This window comes from Rhizobium sp. NLR8a (assembly GCF_019685235.1).
In the GTDB taxonomy this organism is placed as follows: Bacteria; Pseudomonadota; Alphaproteobacteria; order Rhizobiales; family Rhizobiaceae; genus Rhizobium.
Genome location: NZ_JABDWI010000003.1, coordinates 256,878 through 272,330 on the forward strand (window position 1 = coordinate 256,878; position 15,453 = coordinate 272,330).

The window sequence follows — 15,453 nt, forward strand, 5'->3', positions numbered from 1 at the left end:
AGCTAAATCGTGGCACCGAATCTGAGGGATCGCGCTGCGATTTAGCCATCACAAAAGATGCGCCTTCGCCGTGTTATCGTGAGGTCCCGCCATTCCCGCGAGGTTCTCATGCTGAAGAATTACAAGGTCTTGAAAGGCACCGCGAGCGCGCTCGCCCTTGATGACGACAACGATCCCCATCTCGAAATCCGCATCGAGGCGAACGGCGTCAGCTACCGCATCGCGCTGAATGTCCGCTCCAAGGAATCGCCGCACGACCTGCTCTATGCCAGCGTCGTCGATTTTAAGCACGGGACGCTGACGGAGGCGCTCGAAGCCCTGCCGATGGGCTTGACCGACATCCGCAGGGATCGTCCGGAGCTTGCGATCGATTATGTCCGTGGCGGCCTGATCGAGCGCGAGGACATGAACGTCGCGCCCTTCCAGCTCTCCGGCCCGAAGAACGATCTTCGCGAGTTCATCGAGCCGATCGTCGACGAAGGCATTGCCGATCCCGACATCCATTTCTATGCCTTCGGCGAAGCCTGGGGGCCCGAGCACAACAAACCCGACCAATATTTCGAATTCGAGCCGGGCAACGGCATCCACGATATCCATATGAACCAGGGAGACAGTGGCGGTTTCAAGGCCACCAACGGGCCGAACCAGGACGGAGCGCTGCTCGTCCATTTCACCGATACCGACGAATGGGCGGCAATCTTCCTCTGCTTCCAGTCGCAGAACTGGAACACCGATGCGGCGACCGGCCATGCGGTTTCGGAAAATCGCGGCGGCCAGGGCCGCGGCGAAGGCACCCGCCGGCCGCAGCCGGTCGTCGCCTCATCCCTGCGCATCATCGCCGCGCTGATCAACCCGGTGAACGGCGCAGGCGGCATCGAGAATGAGACGGTGACGATTATCAACCGTTCCGACATATCGGTATCGCTCGATGGCTGGAAGCTGGAGGACGAAAACGGCCGGACGCAGACGCTGTCGGGAGCGCTTGCCGCAGGCGAGATCCGCACCATCGCGCTCGACGCAGCCGCCGGCGGCCCGCAGTTCGCCAACCGGGGCGGCGACATCATCCTGCGCAACACCGACGGAGCGGTCGCCGACCGCGTCGGCTACGGCAAGAGCGAAACGGCGAACGAGGGCTGGACGACGATTTTTTGATTGTTGTTCCGCCTGGCTGGCTTGCCGAAAGCATGGCAATGGAAGGATAAACCGCTTACCCGTTTCCTCTGAGAGAAGAAGGCGGAAGTAGTTCCCTCCCCTCCCTCGTTGCTGTGCTCGTCACAGGAATCCAGCGTGCCCAAGGACTTGGGCACGAGAGAGTCTTTCACGAATAAGAGTCCATCACGGCGCGGACGCGCCGTGGCTGGATTCCTGTGACGAGCACAGGAATGAGGGACGGCGGTGAGTGCCGCGGCGTCTTCTCATCTCTCAAGCAATCACCCACCAATCTCCTCAGCGATCATCCTACCCAACCGACCAATCCCATCCTCGATCATCTGCTCATTCGCGCAGGAGAAGCTGACGCGGAAGGTGTTGGCGCCGGAGCCGTCGGCGAAGAACGCCTTGCCGGGCACGAAGGCGACCTTGACCGTTTCGAGCGATTTCGCCAGCAGCTTGGCGCCGTCCATGCCTTCCGGCAGCGTGATCCAGATGAACATGCCGCCTTCCGGCTTCGTCCAGCCCGTGCCCTCGGGCATGTACTTCTGGAGCGCTGCCAGCATGCAGTCGCGGCGATGGCTGTAGACCGCTTTGATCTTGGCGACCTGCTTGTTGAAGCCGCGCACGGCGACATCCGATATCGCCATCTGGTTGATCGTCGAGGAATGCAGGTCGGCCGCCTGCTTCATCAGCACCAGCTTGCGGATGACGGGCGCATTGGCGACGATGAAGCCGACGCGAAGGCCGGGCGCGAGGGTCTTGGAGAAGCTGCCGCAATAGATCGTGCGAGTATCGTTGATATGGCCCTTTTCGGCTATTTCGAGCGCCAGGATCGGCGGGATCGGATCGCCATCGTAACGCAGCGACTGATAGGCAGCATCTTCGATGACGGCGACGTCGAGTTCTTCGGCAAGCGCCAACACCTTCTTGCGGCCATCGAGATCGACCGTTTCGCCGGTCGGATTGGAAAAATCCGCCGAGAGATAGGCGAACTTCACCTTGCCGCCGGCAGCGGCCGCGGCAACGCGATAGGATTCGGGTGTCCGGTTGCCGTTCAGCGTCAGTTGGTCGTAGGCCGGTTCATAGGCGTTGAAGGCCTGCAGGGCGCCAAGATAGGTCGGCCAGGTCACCAGCGCGGTATCATTGGGCGACAGGAAGAGCTTGCCGAGATAATCGAGCCCCTGCTGCGAGCCGGAAACGATGAAGACGTTGTCGAGTTCGCAGGGAATGCCGAGCGCCGCCATCTGCCCGGCCAGCCATTCGCGCAGCGGCTTGTATCCTTCGCTGACCGAATATTGCAGCGCCGAGTTGACCGCAGCACCCGAGAAAATATCCGCATAGGCCCGCTGGAATTCGTCGGCTGGAAACAGCGCCGGATCCGGAATGCCGCCAGCAAAGGAAATGATGTCAGGCTGGTCGAGAAGCTTCAGGAGCTCGCGGATTTCGGATGCGCGCATGCGCGACGATCGCGACGCAAACATGGTGTCCCAGTTCAGCATGGAGGTTTCCTCGTATTTTCTATGTCGCCGACAAATCATGCGGCGGAAATTATGTCAATAATGCTGACCTATTTTCTTGTCATGGTGACAAGTCGGAGATCTCATATTCCAAGGCCTTGGTGCAAAATTCGCGAACGTCATTCCCGAGAGGAGTGAAATTCCCGAACCGACCGAAGCCTTTCGGGTAATGCTGATGTCGCGGTTTCACTTGATGGTGACGCATCCCTGATCGAAGGCGCTCGGTTCCAAATTTGTTGCTCGACGTCAGCCACCTCAAGCGATTATTCCTCTGATCAAAGCCGAAACCGGCTGCTTCAGACCTTTCCAAAACCGGCTCGGCGGCGGTAGTGTCGCCGCCACCATTTTATTTGCTATCAAGGTGCCAGCAATGACCGTGACGTCGGCCTCTCCTGAAATCAAAATCGAACTCCACAAGTCTCCCGTCTCGGATGCCGACCGGATCCAGGCACTGGAGACGCCCGGCTTCGGGAAGCTCTTCACGGATCACATGGTCCTGGCCCGATGGACGGCCGACAAGGGCTGGCACGACGCGAAGGTTACGCCCAGGCGGCCCTTGGAGCTCGATCCCGCGAGCGCCGTGCTGCACTACGCGCAGGAAATCTTCGAGGGCATGAAAGCCTACAAAGCAGACGATGGCCGGATTCTGCTCTTTCGGCCTGAAGAGAACGCACGCCGCTTCGCGCAGTCGGCGACCCGCATGGCGATGCCTCCTGTGCCCGAAGAACTCTTTTTGAAGGCGGTCGAAGCACTGGTCCGCGTCGACAAGGCCTGGATTCCGTCCGGCGACGCCAGCCTTTACCTCCGCCCCTTCATGTTCGCCAACGAGGCGTTTCTCGGCGTTCGTCCGGCTCAGGAATATGTCTTCTGCATCATCGCCTCTCCGGTCGGCGCCTACTTCAAGGGCGGCGCGAAGGCCGTCTCCCTGTGGGTCGAGACCGAATACACCCGTGCAGCCAACGGCGGCACCGGCGCTGCAAAATGCGGCGGAAATTACGCTGCCAGCCTGGTGGCGCAAGCGGAAGCCGCGAAGAGGGGTTGCGATCAGGTCGTCTTCCTCGATGCCGCGGAGCATCGCTGGGTCGAAGAACTCGGCGGCATGAACGTCTTCTTCGTGATGAATGATGGATCGATGGTGACCCCGCCCCTTGGCGGCACGATCCTGCCGGGCATCACCCGGGCTTCCGTCATCGTGCTCGCCGAAGAAAGGGGCTTGCGCGTGGAGCAGCGTCCCTACTCCTTCGCGGAATGGCAAGAGGATGCCGCCAGTGGCAGGCTCGTCGAAGCCTTCGCTTGCGGCACTGCCGCAGTCCTGGCGGGCATCGGCCTGGTTCGACATGCCGGCGGCGAGTTTCTGGTCGGAGACGGACAGACCGGCAAGCTGACCAGCGAACTGCGCCAGCAGCTCGTCAGTCTGCAGAAGGGCGTAACGAACGATGAGCACGGCTGGACGCGCCTCATCCCGGTCTGAACGTCAGGCTTTCCACGCGAACGGCGGCGCCAACACTGGCATGATAGGCGCCGCTCTCGGCCTCGCCTTCAAAGCAGTCGGGCTGACGCCAATACGATCGTTTACGCGACCACGAGCGCCACGATGCCGGCATCCTGACTTGCGACGCCCGTGTCAAGGATCTCGAACGCGCCGTCTACAGCGCTAAGAAGACTGACCATCATGTGACCCAAGCGCTCGACTGCGGGTGCCAACGCTTCTATCAACGGTCGGGAATGGTAACGGGCATCAGGGACGGCTGAACCGGCACGCACGGACGGCAGCGAATTCAATGGCGAAAATGACGATCTCGCTTCCGAATAATCTGGCGGATTACATCTCGCGCTGTGTCGCAAGCGGCAGATACGACAGCGCCGACGCATTCGTGGCGGAGCTGATCGTGAAGGACCAGGACCACCGTAAGCTCGACGACGACGAACTGCGCGAGATCCTGAGGCAGGCCGAGGAGAGCGGTATCAGCGACCGGCGCATTCACGATATCCTGTTGGAAACGAAGGTGAAGCTGCGTGACATCAACCTATAGGCTGACCCGAACGGCCGACGCCGTACTGTCAGGCATTGACGAGTATGCCAATCTGCATTTCGGCGAGGCGCAGGCGGATGCCTACCTTCTCGACTGGGACCGGATTTTCATACTTCTTTCGCGCGTGCCCTCCATGGGCGACGAGTGTGACGCGCTCGGCGCCGGCCTTCGCCGCCTCCTCCACATGCGCCACGTCGCCTTCTACCGGGAAATACCCGACGGCATACTCGTCATCGACATCATCGGCGCCGACCGACTTGCCGAAAGACATCTCCAATCCAACCGACGACCCGGACCGGCCACCCCCCATGCCCCATAACAGCACCTCCGCCTTCTACGACAACAACGCAGAGATATACGCCAACCGCGCGCGCAGCCTGCCGAAACAGAAGCTCGACGCCTTTCTTGCCCGACTTGCGCCGGGAGCCGCGATCCTCGAACTTGGCTGCGGCGGCGGCCAGGACAGCGCCTACATGCTCTCTCAAGGCTTTGACGTGACGCCAACCGACGGCTCACCCGAACTCGCAGCACAGGCCGAGGCGCGAATTGGCAGGAAGGTCAAGGTCATGCTGTTTGAGGATCTCAACGCCGAGGTCGCGTTCGACGGCGTCTGGGCCGAAGCGAGTCTCCTTCATGTCCCGAGATCGGCCCTGCCCGACATCTTCGCCCGTATTCACCGCGCGCTCAGAACCGGCGGCATCCTCCACGCAAGCTTCAAGTCGGGAGAAGCCGAAGGGCATGACGGCTTCGGGCGCTATTACAACTATCCATCCGCCGATTGGCTGTCGGCGCTTCTGACGGCAGGCGGCTGGCGCAACCTCGCCGTCGAGGAAAGCGACGGCGGCGGATATGACGGCAAGCCGACCCGCTGGCTCATCGTGAGTGCGCAACGATAAAGGTCGGCGCTTCGTCCCCGTGTTCGGCGGCAGTCTTGGCACCGTCGCCCTTTCAGGCGAAAACGCTGCCCCTCCTTCATTCCTCCGCCTGTCGCAGGCATGACCGACAGAGGGGCCTCCAAACATTGTCATTCCGGTAGTGCAACGCGAAAGGCGGCCGCCGCAATTCCGCGATTTCGCCGAGGAGGCGATCGACAAACCGGTGCCGCCGCAACGGAACTATCCGCTGCCTCCACGGTTGGATCGCATATCTGCGCTCTTGCCGCTCGGAGCATGCCATGGCTATACTTTCCCCCAACGATCGGGACGCGACCGCCTATCCGATACAGTCGCTCTTCGTCCCGTTCCCTTTCGTCTGCTTCACGCTTGCGCTCGCGACCGATATCGCCTTCTGGCAGAGCAACAACCTCATGTGGCAGAACTTCTCCGCCTGGCTGTTGTGCGCCGGCCTGGTGTTCGGCGCGATTGCGATCCTGGCTGGCTTGATTGACCTTGCGCGGCCCCGCACCCGTCCGCTGCGGTCGGCTTTCCCGTCTGTGCTTCTCTACCTGATCATCCTCGTCCTCGCCTTCCTGAACAGCCTTGTCCATGCCGGCGACGGATGGACTGCCGTGGTTCCCTATGGGCTGACGCTCTCGGCCGTTACATCAGCGCTTTGCCTGGTGGCAGTCGCTGTTTCTGCCCGCAAATATGCCAGATTGGCCTGGAGGATATGATGATGAGGTCCCTCATTCTCGGCCCGTCGGTTCTGTTGCTTTTCTTCGGATTCGGCACGTCGGCGCAGGAGGCCGAATTCGATCTGTCGCAGCAGATCGGCCCGAACCCGGTTCTGCCTGAGCCGTCTTCCTCCCTGATATCTGATCTGAAGGTCGCGGAAGTGGTCGACTGGAAGGAAGGAGAGACGCCTGCCGTTCCCGATGGCTTGAAGGTCACTGCCTATGCGAAGGGCCTTGCCAATCCGCGCACGGTCCATACCCTGCCCAACGGCGACGTGCTCGTCGTCCAGTCCCGCGGCCCGACCGGCGAACCGACCTCGCGGCCGAAGGATCTCATCCGCGGCTGGATCATGTCTATCGCCCACGGCGGCAGCGGTGAACAGAAAGAGAGCAATATCATTACGCTGCTGCGTGACACCAATCGCGACGGCACCGTCGATGAACGCCATGACCTGCTGAAGAAGCTCGATTCTCCCTTCGGCCTTGCCTGGATAAACAATACGCTTTACGTCGCCACGACGAGCGCCATCCTTGCCTACCCTTACGAACTCGGCCGGAACGACATCACCGCGCAGCCGAAAATCCTGACGCCGCTTCCCGGCGGCCCGATCAATCATCATTGGACAAAGGATCTGGCCCTCAGCCCCGACGGCCTGACGCTCTATGTCTCGGTCGGTTCGAATTCCAACATCGTCGAGAACGGGCTGGAGGCAGAGAAAGGCCGTGCAGCGGTCTGGCAGGTCGACCGGCAAACCGGCGCCGCCCGCGTTTTCGCCTCCGGTCTGCGCAATCCGAACGGTCTCACCTTCAATCCCGAAACGGGGGCGCTCTGGGTTGTCGTCAATGAGCGTGACGAGCTCGGCCCAAACCTCGTTCCCGACTATATGACCTCTGTGGAGGACGGCGCCTTCTACGGCTGGCCGTGGAGCTACTACGGCAATCACGTCGACGCTCGCGTTCATCCGCCCCGAACCGATATGATCGAAAAGGCAATCCGACCGGACTACGCCCTGTCCAGCCATGTTGCCGCGCTCGGATTGACCTTCTCGATGAATTCCGCGCTGCCAGCCGCATACGCCAACGGCGCCTTCATCGGCGAGCACGGCAGCTGGAACCGGAATAGCTTCAATGGCTACAAAGTAGTCTTCGTACCGTTCCAGAATGGCAAGCCATCTGGCAAGGCCCAGGACGTCGTCACTGGCTTTATCCAGGGCGATCAGGCAAAGGGGCGGCCGGTCGGAGTGGGGATCGATGGGACGGGAGCGCTGCTTGTTGCAGATGATGCCGGCAACACCGTTTGGCGCGTCGCTTCATCCGACGGCAAAGTCACGCCGCAGCCAATTGGCACCGATCAGCTATCGGGGAATCCACAAGGCTCGACGAATTCGAAAACAGCGCCGACCTTCGCTTCGAACCCCGGCATCGGAACGGAACCGACGAATTCCACCGCCCAAACCCAGGGACACCAGGCCTCGGTCGACGAGCGCTTGACCGGCCAAAAACCACTTTCCGGACTGCCGGACAAGTTTCAGCCTGGGCCGATGCAGATTGCCCCTGCGGCCGGCCCCTAAGGACTTGGTGGAGGCCTAATTCGAAAGAAGGACTGAGATGACATCTGGATAAACTACAAACGGAGGTTTCAGGCATGCCGACCACATCCCGGGAGTTCAAACGACTCCTAAGCGCGCTGTCGCTCGCCGTGGCGATCCTTCCCCTACCGCTCCAGGCGAACGCGCAGGCGCCGCCTGACAAATGCGTCGCCCCGTCACAGCCAAACCAGAGCCGCGGTTCAGCGGATGACCACCAAGATCTCTCCAAGAAACTGGACGAATGCAACGGCGAACTCAGGCCCCCTCCCGTCGGCGACGCCGAGATGGTGGAGCCGGCGCCCGACACCGGTTATTCGCGCATCATCCGTCCGGGAGATATGCCGCCCAACACCAATCCGTCGAACAATTCTGATGATTAGTTTCACCGTCCAGAAATCTTTGTGTGAGCCGACAAGGACAATGTCGCACAGAATTGACGGGTTTTTCTTCTTCAGCGGGAACCGAAAACCATCAAGAGGGTTCGACCACATCTGAAGAAGCCGGCTAAAGCTGAACATGCCGCAGGTATCTCAAAAGCGGACGAAGATTGGAGGGGGAGATACCGAAGATCCCTTATTGACCACCTGTCTCGCTGGATGGATCGCCCGTTCGCTCGGCAGAAGCGGAATTCACCGAATGAGCCAATTGGCAGATATGAAGAACGCTGAACTCCTCCAACTCCCGGGGATCGGCCCCCGGTCCGTCGAGCAGATACGGTCGGCGATCAGAAAATTCAAACGTAACCGAACACACATCTCGGCGGCACAGTCGAAGCAATGATCGACGCTGCGGATCGGAGCACGGAATGAACGAGAAGGCTCGACTGGAAAGCGACATCGCAGCCCTGAGGCCATGGTTTCACAACCTGCGAATTAACGGCGTTCAGACAGCACCTGATCATTTCCTTGGTGACTACCCCTCCTTCAAATGGGCCCACTTTCAGCAGGTTGTGCCTGAAGATCTCCGGGGGTGCAGCGTTCTCGACATCGGCTGCAACGCCGGGTTCTATTCACTTGAAATGAAAAGAAGAAATGCCGGACGGGTCGTCGGAATCGATTCCGACCCGCATTACCTCAGGCAAGCCGAGTTCGCAGCCAGACAGACAGGTGAGGATATCGAGTTCAAGCTGATGTCGGTGTACGAGGTGGAAAAACTGAAGGAGAGATTTGACCTGGTCCTTTTCATGGGTGTCCTTTATCACCTGCGGCATCCGCTGCTGGCGCTCGACCTTCTGCATGAGCATGTTGTCGGCGGCCAGATGCTGTTTCAATGCATGCAGCGCGGTGAAGAGGAAGTCGCGGCACTCAGCGAAAACTACGACTTCTTCAACACGACAATATTTGAGCAGCGCGGCTTTCCCAAAGTGTATTTCGTGGAACAACGTTACGCTGGCGACCCGACCAATTGGTTCATTCCGAACAAGGCGGCGGTCGAAGCGATGCTGAGAAGCGCCGGGTTTGTCATTCGTGCCAATCCGGAACGTGAAGTTTATCTGGTGGAACATGGAACTCGCCACCCGATGGCGGAACCGCCTCCGTCATTTGCTGATAAACTGCCAGATCGCCGCAGTCATGGTCCAATCAATGGCGGCAGGCGGTCCAGGTAACGTTTGATGGTATTTTCAATGCGCTCTGCCTCCGCGCCATCGACGCTGGCCCTGGCCTGCGACCACAGGCCTATCTGAAAACCGAGATAGCAGGGCTCAAAAAACCTGAGCACGTCGTCGCTGAGATCGCAGTCCGCTTCCCGACCGACGAGATCGACAAGACGATCACGCTCCTTGCTCGAGAGTTCGAATTCCACGCAGGCACCCACGACGTCCCAGGCAATGTCCTGGCACCCGATCAGATCGTGGGCCGCATTGTGATCGAGCGCATCCGTCTTCACGATGCGCCGCCCGGCGGTGGTCGTCAGCCATTCCCAGGGGTGAAGCCGGTTGTCCGTGTCGACCGGCCGCAATCGTCCGGCTAGCCGCCCGGGCGTGCCTGTCAGGCACCTCAAATTTTCTGCCGTGTCCGATCCTGCCGCTTCCGCAATATTGTGAGTGGCCATCTCATACAGTTTCTGGATCGAGGCGCCGCCGCTTCGTGCCGGGAGGTGACGGGCACGAAAACCGAGATAACGTCCGAGGTGATCCACGATGTCGCGCCTGCTGACGCCGCTATGGTCGAGGGGCGTTCCATCCAGCCACTCGTCGATGAGAAATCCGTAACAGGTGCCGGCAATCTTCGGGATAAAGCCGGCTTCGCTCAGCAAAGAGCCTCTTCTGGCCTTGTCGACGTCGCTCCCGCAGAGTCCGGCAAACTTGACATGCCAGGCCCGTCCTTCGGCCTCCATCAGGAATTTGCGTTTTTCCATCTGCATGTAGCTCGGCGGCCAATGTGAAGGATCGCGATACCGAACCCCGCGCCAAGCGCCACCGGACAGGTCCCGCCACGATGAACGCGCAACTCCGACAACATCGGCCGCCCATGTCTGCAGACGGTGTTTCGGATCTTGGGGCTTGAGGACAAGATCGTCGAAGCTGACGACATGGCGTGGCCGATCTCGCCAACGGGTCCGATGGGGCTCGCTTGCATGCGGGCCCGGTTCACCCGTGTGGCTCGGGAAAAAATGAAGCCGGCCAGACGCCACGCCGTTCTCCTGCAACCAGTCCGCAACGCAACCGAACGAGCTCCCCGATAGCCCCGGCCCCTCATCGACGATGGCAAAATCGGTTTCAGGGTCGGCAAGAATGCGCTTCGATAGAGCCGGTGCGACACGTACACGCCGCTCGAAGGGGTGGCCAGTCGGGCGCAACGAATAAGCCGGCTCGGCACCCAAGGCTGCAGAAACCAGGGCCGCGAGTCCGGTTCCTATGCTTCGTATCCCGATGACGACTGTCTTAGGCGTCAAATTGGAGATCGAAGCCGACTCGATATAGCTCTCGGGATACACAGCATAAAAAGCGTAGCCCTCTGCGCGTTTCGTCCGCACCGGATCGGCACTGGCAAGACAATCGAGTTTGGCTCGCCAATCCTCTGGAAAGGACAGACTGCCGGCAAAACCGTTTCGCCACGATCGCATGATCGCCCGTGCCTGCATGCGCAGAAGTTTCGCGCCTGCGTCCTGAGACACGGACATATCGTCCGCGCCCTTTCTCCCGAATTCCTGATCGGCCAGTCCCTGAACCAGTTCCCCAGTCAGGATGAATGCACGAACCAGGGCTTCGTGGCGCTGCCGGCTCGGCTGCATGTCGATGCACGCCATCATCATTTTGGAAATCGATGCGCGTACTGCAGCTGCGTTCTCGATGTGCTCGACATCGCCATAGACCAGCATCCGGTCCTCCTCTTTGCGGCAATGCCTGCCCGAACTCGACGACCGCCAGACGTGATTGAAATAATCGGGAGGGCCGGGAACCGTGGCGGCTCCCGCTTGTTAGCTTTGTAGATGCCTCGGCAAGCAGCCCCTGGAGGGAACCATGCGTTCGAAATCCATCCGCGTTGGATTGGTGGGAGTTGGCAATTGCGCCTCGTCATTGGTTCAAGGACTTACCTACTATGATAACGCCCGGGAAAACGAGCCGGTTCCAGGCCTCATGCACATTGATCTCGGTGGATATCACGTGCACGATATTGAGATATCCGCAGCCTTCGATGTCGCGGCTTCAAAGGTAGGGCGCGATGTCGCGGAAGCGATCTACGCCGAGCCAAACAACACGCAACGTTTCGCAGATGTCGCTCCGCTCGGGGTCAAGGTGAATCGCGGCAGAACGATGGATGGGATAGGGAGATATCTTAAGGATCGGATCGAGGAATCGACGGAGCCTTCAGCGGACGTGGCGGAAATCCTCAGGCAAACCCGCACGGACGTGCTGGTTTCGTATCTTCCCGTTGGCTCGGAAGAAGCAACGAAGTGGTACGCCGAACAGGCGCTCGCGGCAGGTTGCGCCTTTATCAATTGCATTCCGGTCTTCATAGCCTCCAAACCGGAATGGCAGCAGAAGTTCGCCGCCCGAAAGCTGCCGATCATCGGCGACGACATCAAAAGCCAGGTGGGGGCGACCATCGTCCACAGAATGCTCGTCAATCTCTTCCGCGAACGGGGCGTCCGTGTAGATCGGACCTACCAGCTCAATTTCGGCGGAAACACCGATTTTCTCAATATGCTCGAGCGCGAGCGGCTGGAATCAAAGAAAATCTCCAAGACCCAGTCGGTCACCAGCCAATTGGACATTCCGCTTCCTGCAGACGATGTACATGTCGGGCCGAGTGACCATGTTCCGTGGCTCACCGATAGGAAATGGGCCTATATTCGGCTCGAGGGTACCACTTTCGGGGGCGTGCCGCTCAATGCAGAGCTCAAGCTTGAGGTGTGGGACTCGCCCAATTCCGCCGGCGTGGTCATCGATGCAATACGCTGCGCCAAACTGGCCCTCGACCGAGGCCTAGGCGGAGCTCTGACAGGGCCGTCGAGCTATTTCATGAAATCGCCGCCGCAGCAGTTTACCGATTACGAGGCCCGCCGCCGAACGCAGAATTTCATCGATGACCAGGAGGATGTTCTGCGCGGAGCCGCGGAATGACGGCAACGTTCTTCCTGGTGCGTCACGCCGCGCACGACAACGTCGGGAATTTCCTGGCGGGCCGTGCAGCCGGTATTTCGCTTGGCGAAGCCGGCCGCTCGCAAGTTCAGCGTCTCGGGCAGAGGCTGCGGCACGAGGACATCAATGAGATCTACACCAGCCCGCGCGAACGAACACGGGAGACGGCAGAAGGTATCGCATCGGCCTGTGGCCTGTCTCTACCGCAAACGGACGATGCTTTGGACGAGGTGAATTTCGGCAACTGGTCCGGAAAGACGTTCGACGTTCTCAACGACGATCCCCTGTGGCGCCGCTGGAATACCACACGCAGCCTCACCCGCACGCCCGGAGGCGAGACCATGCTGGACATCCAGGCTCGGATTTTCAGCCTCATGGAGAGCCTTACCAGCTGCGGGAATGGGAAGCGAATAGCTCTGGTGTCTCATGCCGATGTGATCAAGGCGGCGGTCTGTCATGTTCTGGGACTGCCGCTCGATGCTTGGCCGAGATTTGATATCGCGCCCGCCTCCGTCACGACGGTTGTGATCGGCGACTGGGGTGCAAAAGTGATGACGCTCAACGAAGTGATCTTATAACCCGTTCGTTAAATCCTGCCCGGGGAAGTCAAATGATCGAAGCTGCAATGATCTGGAACGAGCCGAACAACAAATCGCACTGGGATCCTGAGATCGATCCCGAATGGAGCCTGTTTGCGCAAATGGCAATCCTGGCGGCCGATGCTATCGCAGCCAAGAATCCGGAACTGACGAAGGTGCTCGGCGGAATATCTCCGATAGACCCCTTCTTCATCAGCCGCATGAAGAATTACGGTGTGCTCGATCACCTTGATGCCGTCGCGCTGCATGGTTTCCCGCTCGACTGGAACCTCTGGCAGATTCATGACTGGCCGGAGAAAATCAACGAAATACGCGCCGTCACCGATCTGCCGATCTGGGTCAGCGAAGTGGGCGTCTCGACCTTCGGCGCGGAGGAAGTGCAGTTGTGGGGTCTCCAACGAACTGCCGAGTTGCTCAAGGGCAAAGTCGAGCGCTGCCAATGGTACAGCCTCTACGACCTCCCACGATCATGGGAGGCAACAACGCGTCATCGCGAAGCCGAAGGCTCCTCCTACTATCGACACTACTATATGGGCATTTTGCGCGAAGACGGAACGCCGAAACCGGCGCTTGAGGAGTTTGCCAAACACACGCCGGATTTCGGACTGGTGCAATGGTTCCATTTCGAAGATCCGCGGCTGGATGAGGCCGCTGCCTGGATGAGGCGGCTGGGCGTGAAATCTGTGCGTACCGGGCTTTCCTGGGCAGACCGATTCCGGCCCAATGCCCTCGATTGGTTCGACCGACAGATGCGGGCCCTCGAAGATTTTGACGTAACGGTGACATTCTGCTTCACTCCGGAGCATCGAGGTATCGCGCCGCACCATACCAGTGCACCCCTGGTGCCCGAAGAATTCGCCGGCTTCTGCGAAGAAATGGTCGACCGTTACGCGCCGCACAGGGATAGCGGATATGTGTCGCGCGTTGCCAAGTCGGCAGCCCGACTGCTGGGGCTTGAATCACGTGCGTTCCTCGGAGCCGGCTAAACCCAGGCTCTGGGCTATCCTGCCGATCGGTCCCCGGGAATAAGCGACGCCCTGATAGCATGCCAGGGCAGCACGAGCCCACAGAATGTAAAGTCCGGGGCTATGCAGGAAAACGGCGATCGAAAAGACGCGATGACTCCAGAAACTGATCCCATAGCGCATGATGTAGACCGCCATGCGCTGCCGAGACAGGTTCGGGCTGCCGGCACGGACGCGTTTACGCGGGCGCATACCCATGCGAGGCCAGGTCAAGCGGAATGCGAGGCCCTCGCGACGCTGGCGGAATCCGGCGGCCTGGGTGGCGATAACGAAGTCGGAATCCACTGAAGACAGTACGATCCTCTTCTCAGCGATCCCGGCATGGATCGCATCCAGAAGTGCAGTTGAGCGGACGACCACCACGTTCGTTCCTCTTCCGTCAGAGGAATAGGGCTCCTTCCAGGCATCCCCGAAAGCGATATCGGCCGTTTCCGCAACGACGTCGTCGCAGAAATTGCAGGCGGAATTCTGAAAAAAGCCCGCGCCCCAGTCCCCGTCGGCCAGATGCCACCAGTCTTGGGCGCACGTCTCTCCGTTTTCGAGGGTCAACTCAGCCCGATACCAATTCGCAGGCCGATCCTGGGCTTTCTTCCTGTAGTCGAGCCGTTTAACCCTGCTGATGTCCTGCCCCATCTGCCATGCGAAGCTCTCGGCCATGCGCGCGCTTTTCATATGGCCGCAAAACAGCCCAAGCGTGAAGGCAATTCGCTCCTTCAATATCGGGTCATTGGCACAGGCCAGTCGCACCGCCTTGATGAAACAGGGAATGCCAACCACGGCGTACCGGCCGGGCGCCTCGCGAATAGACTGAAGCACGCCGGAAAGCTCGACGGGATAATATCGGGATTTAGCGCCGGCCTGAAGTTCCTGCAGATTACGTGACAGCGAATAATGAAACAGGCGCCCTTCCGATTGCGGATCATCGCTCGCCTTGACGTGAGCAACACCGTCGACAAGCCCCAGGCGCAGCAATTCCGCCGCCACCCAGGTGACCATGCCGCCGGAACTGCCACTCGAACGATATTCCCCTTCCTCGACATGGCCGACAAAGGCAGCCTCGAAACGGCCCAGCAGAGGGTCTCGGTTTCTCGCACCGGCAAAATATTCGGCTACCAATTCGTCCTCGTCCCGGGCCACCGGCGAAAACGGGCAAATTCGCGCAAATTCTTCATCACGGCCCCGCAACCAAGTCGTCGGGCCTGTCGGCTTCATCTGCCCGTACCGGTCGAGTTCCATGCGCACATCAGGTCGCGCTGACCTTGCGGCACAGGAGCCGCAGCCGATGCAGAAGCCGGCGCCTGCAATATCCTTGGGAGCGATGCCCGGCGTGAGCCGATTCTG

At 60.0% G+C, this 15,453-nt stretch carries 16 protein-coding genes; 13 read left to right on the forward strand and 3 right to left on the reverse strand.

Features of this window, described 5'->3' with window-relative positions:
• The first annotated feature begins 108 nt into the window (after positions 1 to 108).
• Positions 109 to 1,152 (forward strand): DUF2278 family protein, encoded by a 1,044-nt coding sequence (locus HJC04_RS07040; protein ID WP_221145451.1) that lies wholly within the window; start codon positions 109 to 111, stop codon positions 1,150 to 1,152.
• A gap of 278 nt (positions 1,153 to 1,430) precedes the next feature.
• Here the strand turns inward: HJC04_RS07040 and HJC04_RS07045 are convergent, their stop codons facing one another.
• On the reverse strand, positions 1,431 to 2,651 hold the full coding sequence (locus HJC04_RS07045; RefSeq protein ID WP_221145453.1) for a PLP-dependent aminotransferase family protein: 1,221 nt from the start codon (positions 2,649 to 2,651) through the stop codon (positions 1,431 to 1,433).
• A 388-nt stretch (positions 2,652 to 3,039) separates the two neighbouring features.
• On the opposite strand from HJC04_RS07045, the gene HJC04_RS07050 reads away from it, so the two are divergent.
• The 9 genes from HJC04_RS07050 to HJC04_RS07090 all read left to right on the forward strand — a co-directional run bounded on the left by HJC04_RS07050 (position 3,040) and on the right by HJC04_RS07090 (position 9,509).
• Complete coding sequence (locus tag HJC04_RS07050; RefSeq protein ID WP_221102477.1) at positions 3,040 to 4,140, forward strand: branched-chain amino acid aminotransferase; 1,101 nt, start codon at positions 3,040 to 3,042, stop codon at positions 4,138 to 4,140.
• 310 nt (positions 4,141 to 4,450) lie between these two features.
• Positions 4,451 to 4,702, forward strand: coding sequence for a type II toxin-antitoxin system ParD family antitoxin (locus HJC04_RS07055; protein WP_210630758.1), 252 nt, complete (start codon positions 4,451 to 4,453; stop codon positions 4,700 to 4,702).
• Positions 4,686 to 5,021 (forward strand): type II toxin-antitoxin system RelE/ParE family toxin, encoded by a 336-nt coding sequence (locus HJC04_RS07060; RefSeq protein ID WP_221145455.1) that lies wholly within the window; start codon positions 4,686 to 4,688, stop codon positions 5,019 to 5,021. Before HJC04_RS07055 ends, HJC04_RS07060 begins: the two co-directional genes overlap by 17 nt.
• Positions 5,011 to 5,598, forward strand: a complete 588-nt coding sequence (locus tag HJC04_RS07065) for a cyclopropane-fatty-acyl-phospholipid synthase family protein (protein ID WP_221145457.1) — start codon at positions 5,011 to 5,013, stop codon at positions 5,596 to 5,598. The genes HJC04_RS07060 and HJC04_RS07065 overlap by 11 nt, the downstream gene beginning before the upstream one ends.
• A 278-nt stretch (positions 5,599 to 5,876) precedes the next feature.
• Positions 5,877 to 6,314: a DUF2231 domain-containing protein gene (locus HJC04_RS07070; protein WP_210630752.1), complete on the forward strand. Its 438-nt coding sequence runs from the start codon at positions 5,877 to 5,879 to the stop codon at positions 6,312 to 6,314.
• A complete protein-coding gene (locus HJC04_RS07075) occupies positions 6,314 to 7,885 on the forward strand; it encodes a sorbosone dehydrogenase family protein (protein ID WP_221122673.1) in 1,572 nt (523 codons plus the stop codon). The genes HJC04_RS07070 and HJC04_RS07075 overlap by 1 nt, the downstream gene beginning before the upstream one ends.
• Positions 7,886 to 7,959: 74 nt before the next feature.
• Positions 7,960 to 8,283 (forward strand): hypothetical protein, encoded by a 324-nt coding sequence (locus tag HJC04_RS07080; RefSeq protein ID WP_210630749.1) that lies wholly within the window; start codon positions 7,960 to 7,962, stop codon positions 8,281 to 8,283.
• 136 nt (positions 8,284 to 8,419) lie between these two features.
• The gene (locus HJC04_RS07085) at positions 8,420 to 8,683 is read left to right on the forward strand and encodes a DNA-directed RNA polymerase subunit alpha C-terminal domain-containing protein (protein WP_210630747.1); all 264 of its coding nucleotides are present in this window, start codon (positions 8,420 to 8,422) and stop codon (positions 8,681 to 8,683) included.
• A gap of 25 nt (positions 8,684 to 8,708) precedes the next feature.
• Complete coding sequence (locus HJC04_RS07090) at positions 8,709 to 9,509, forward strand: TIGR04290 family methyltransferase (RefSeq protein WP_247241718.1); 801 nt, start codon at positions 8,709 to 8,711, stop codon at positions 9,507 to 9,509.
• On the opposite strand, the gene HJC04_RS07095 is transcribed toward HJC04_RS07090, so the two are convergent.
• The gene (locus HJC04_RS07095; RefSeq protein WP_221145459.1) at positions 9,473 to 11,224 is read right to left on the reverse strand and encodes a hypothetical protein; all 1,752 of its coding nucleotides are present in this window, start codon (positions 11,222 to 11,224) and stop codon (positions 9,473 to 9,475) included. The two genes, HJC04_RS07090 and HJC04_RS07095, sit on opposite strands and share 37 nt — an antisense overlap.
• Before the next feature lie 142 nt (positions 11,225 to 11,366).
• On the opposite strand from HJC04_RS07095, the gene HJC04_RS07100 reads away from it, so the two are divergent.
• From HJC04_RS07100 to HJC04_RS07110, 3 genes are read left to right on the forward strand one after another with little or no spacing between them, the layout of a single operon-like run.
• Entirely contained in the window at positions 11,367 to 12,470 is a 1,104-nt protein-coding gene (locus tag HJC04_RS07100; RefSeq protein ID WP_221145461.1) for an inositol-3-phosphate synthase, read from the forward strand.
• Complete coding sequence (locus HJC04_RS07105) at positions 12,467 to 13,066, forward strand: histidine phosphatase family protein (protein WP_221145464.1); 600 nt, start codon at positions 12,467 to 12,469, stop codon at positions 13,064 to 13,066. The genes HJC04_RS07100 and HJC04_RS07105 overlap by 4 nt, the downstream gene beginning before the upstream one ends.
• A 32-nt stretch (positions 13,067 to 13,098) precedes the next feature.
• Positions 13,099 to 14,073, forward strand: coding sequence for a beta-xylosidase (locus HJC04_RS07110; RefSeq protein WP_221145466.1), 975 nt, complete (start codon positions 13,099 to 13,101; stop codon positions 14,071 to 14,073).
• Here HJC04_RS07110 and HJC04_RS07115 read toward each other — a convergent pair.
• Entirely contained in the window at positions 14,047 to 15,348 is a 1,302-nt protein-coding gene (locus HJC04_RS07115; RefSeq protein WP_221145467.1) for a Coenzyme F420 hydrogenase/dehydrogenase, beta subunit C-terminal domain, read from the reverse strand. The two genes, HJC04_RS07110 and HJC04_RS07115, sit on opposite strands and share 27 nt — an antisense overlap.
• Between the last annotated feature and the right edge of the window lie 105 nt (positions 15,349 to 15,453).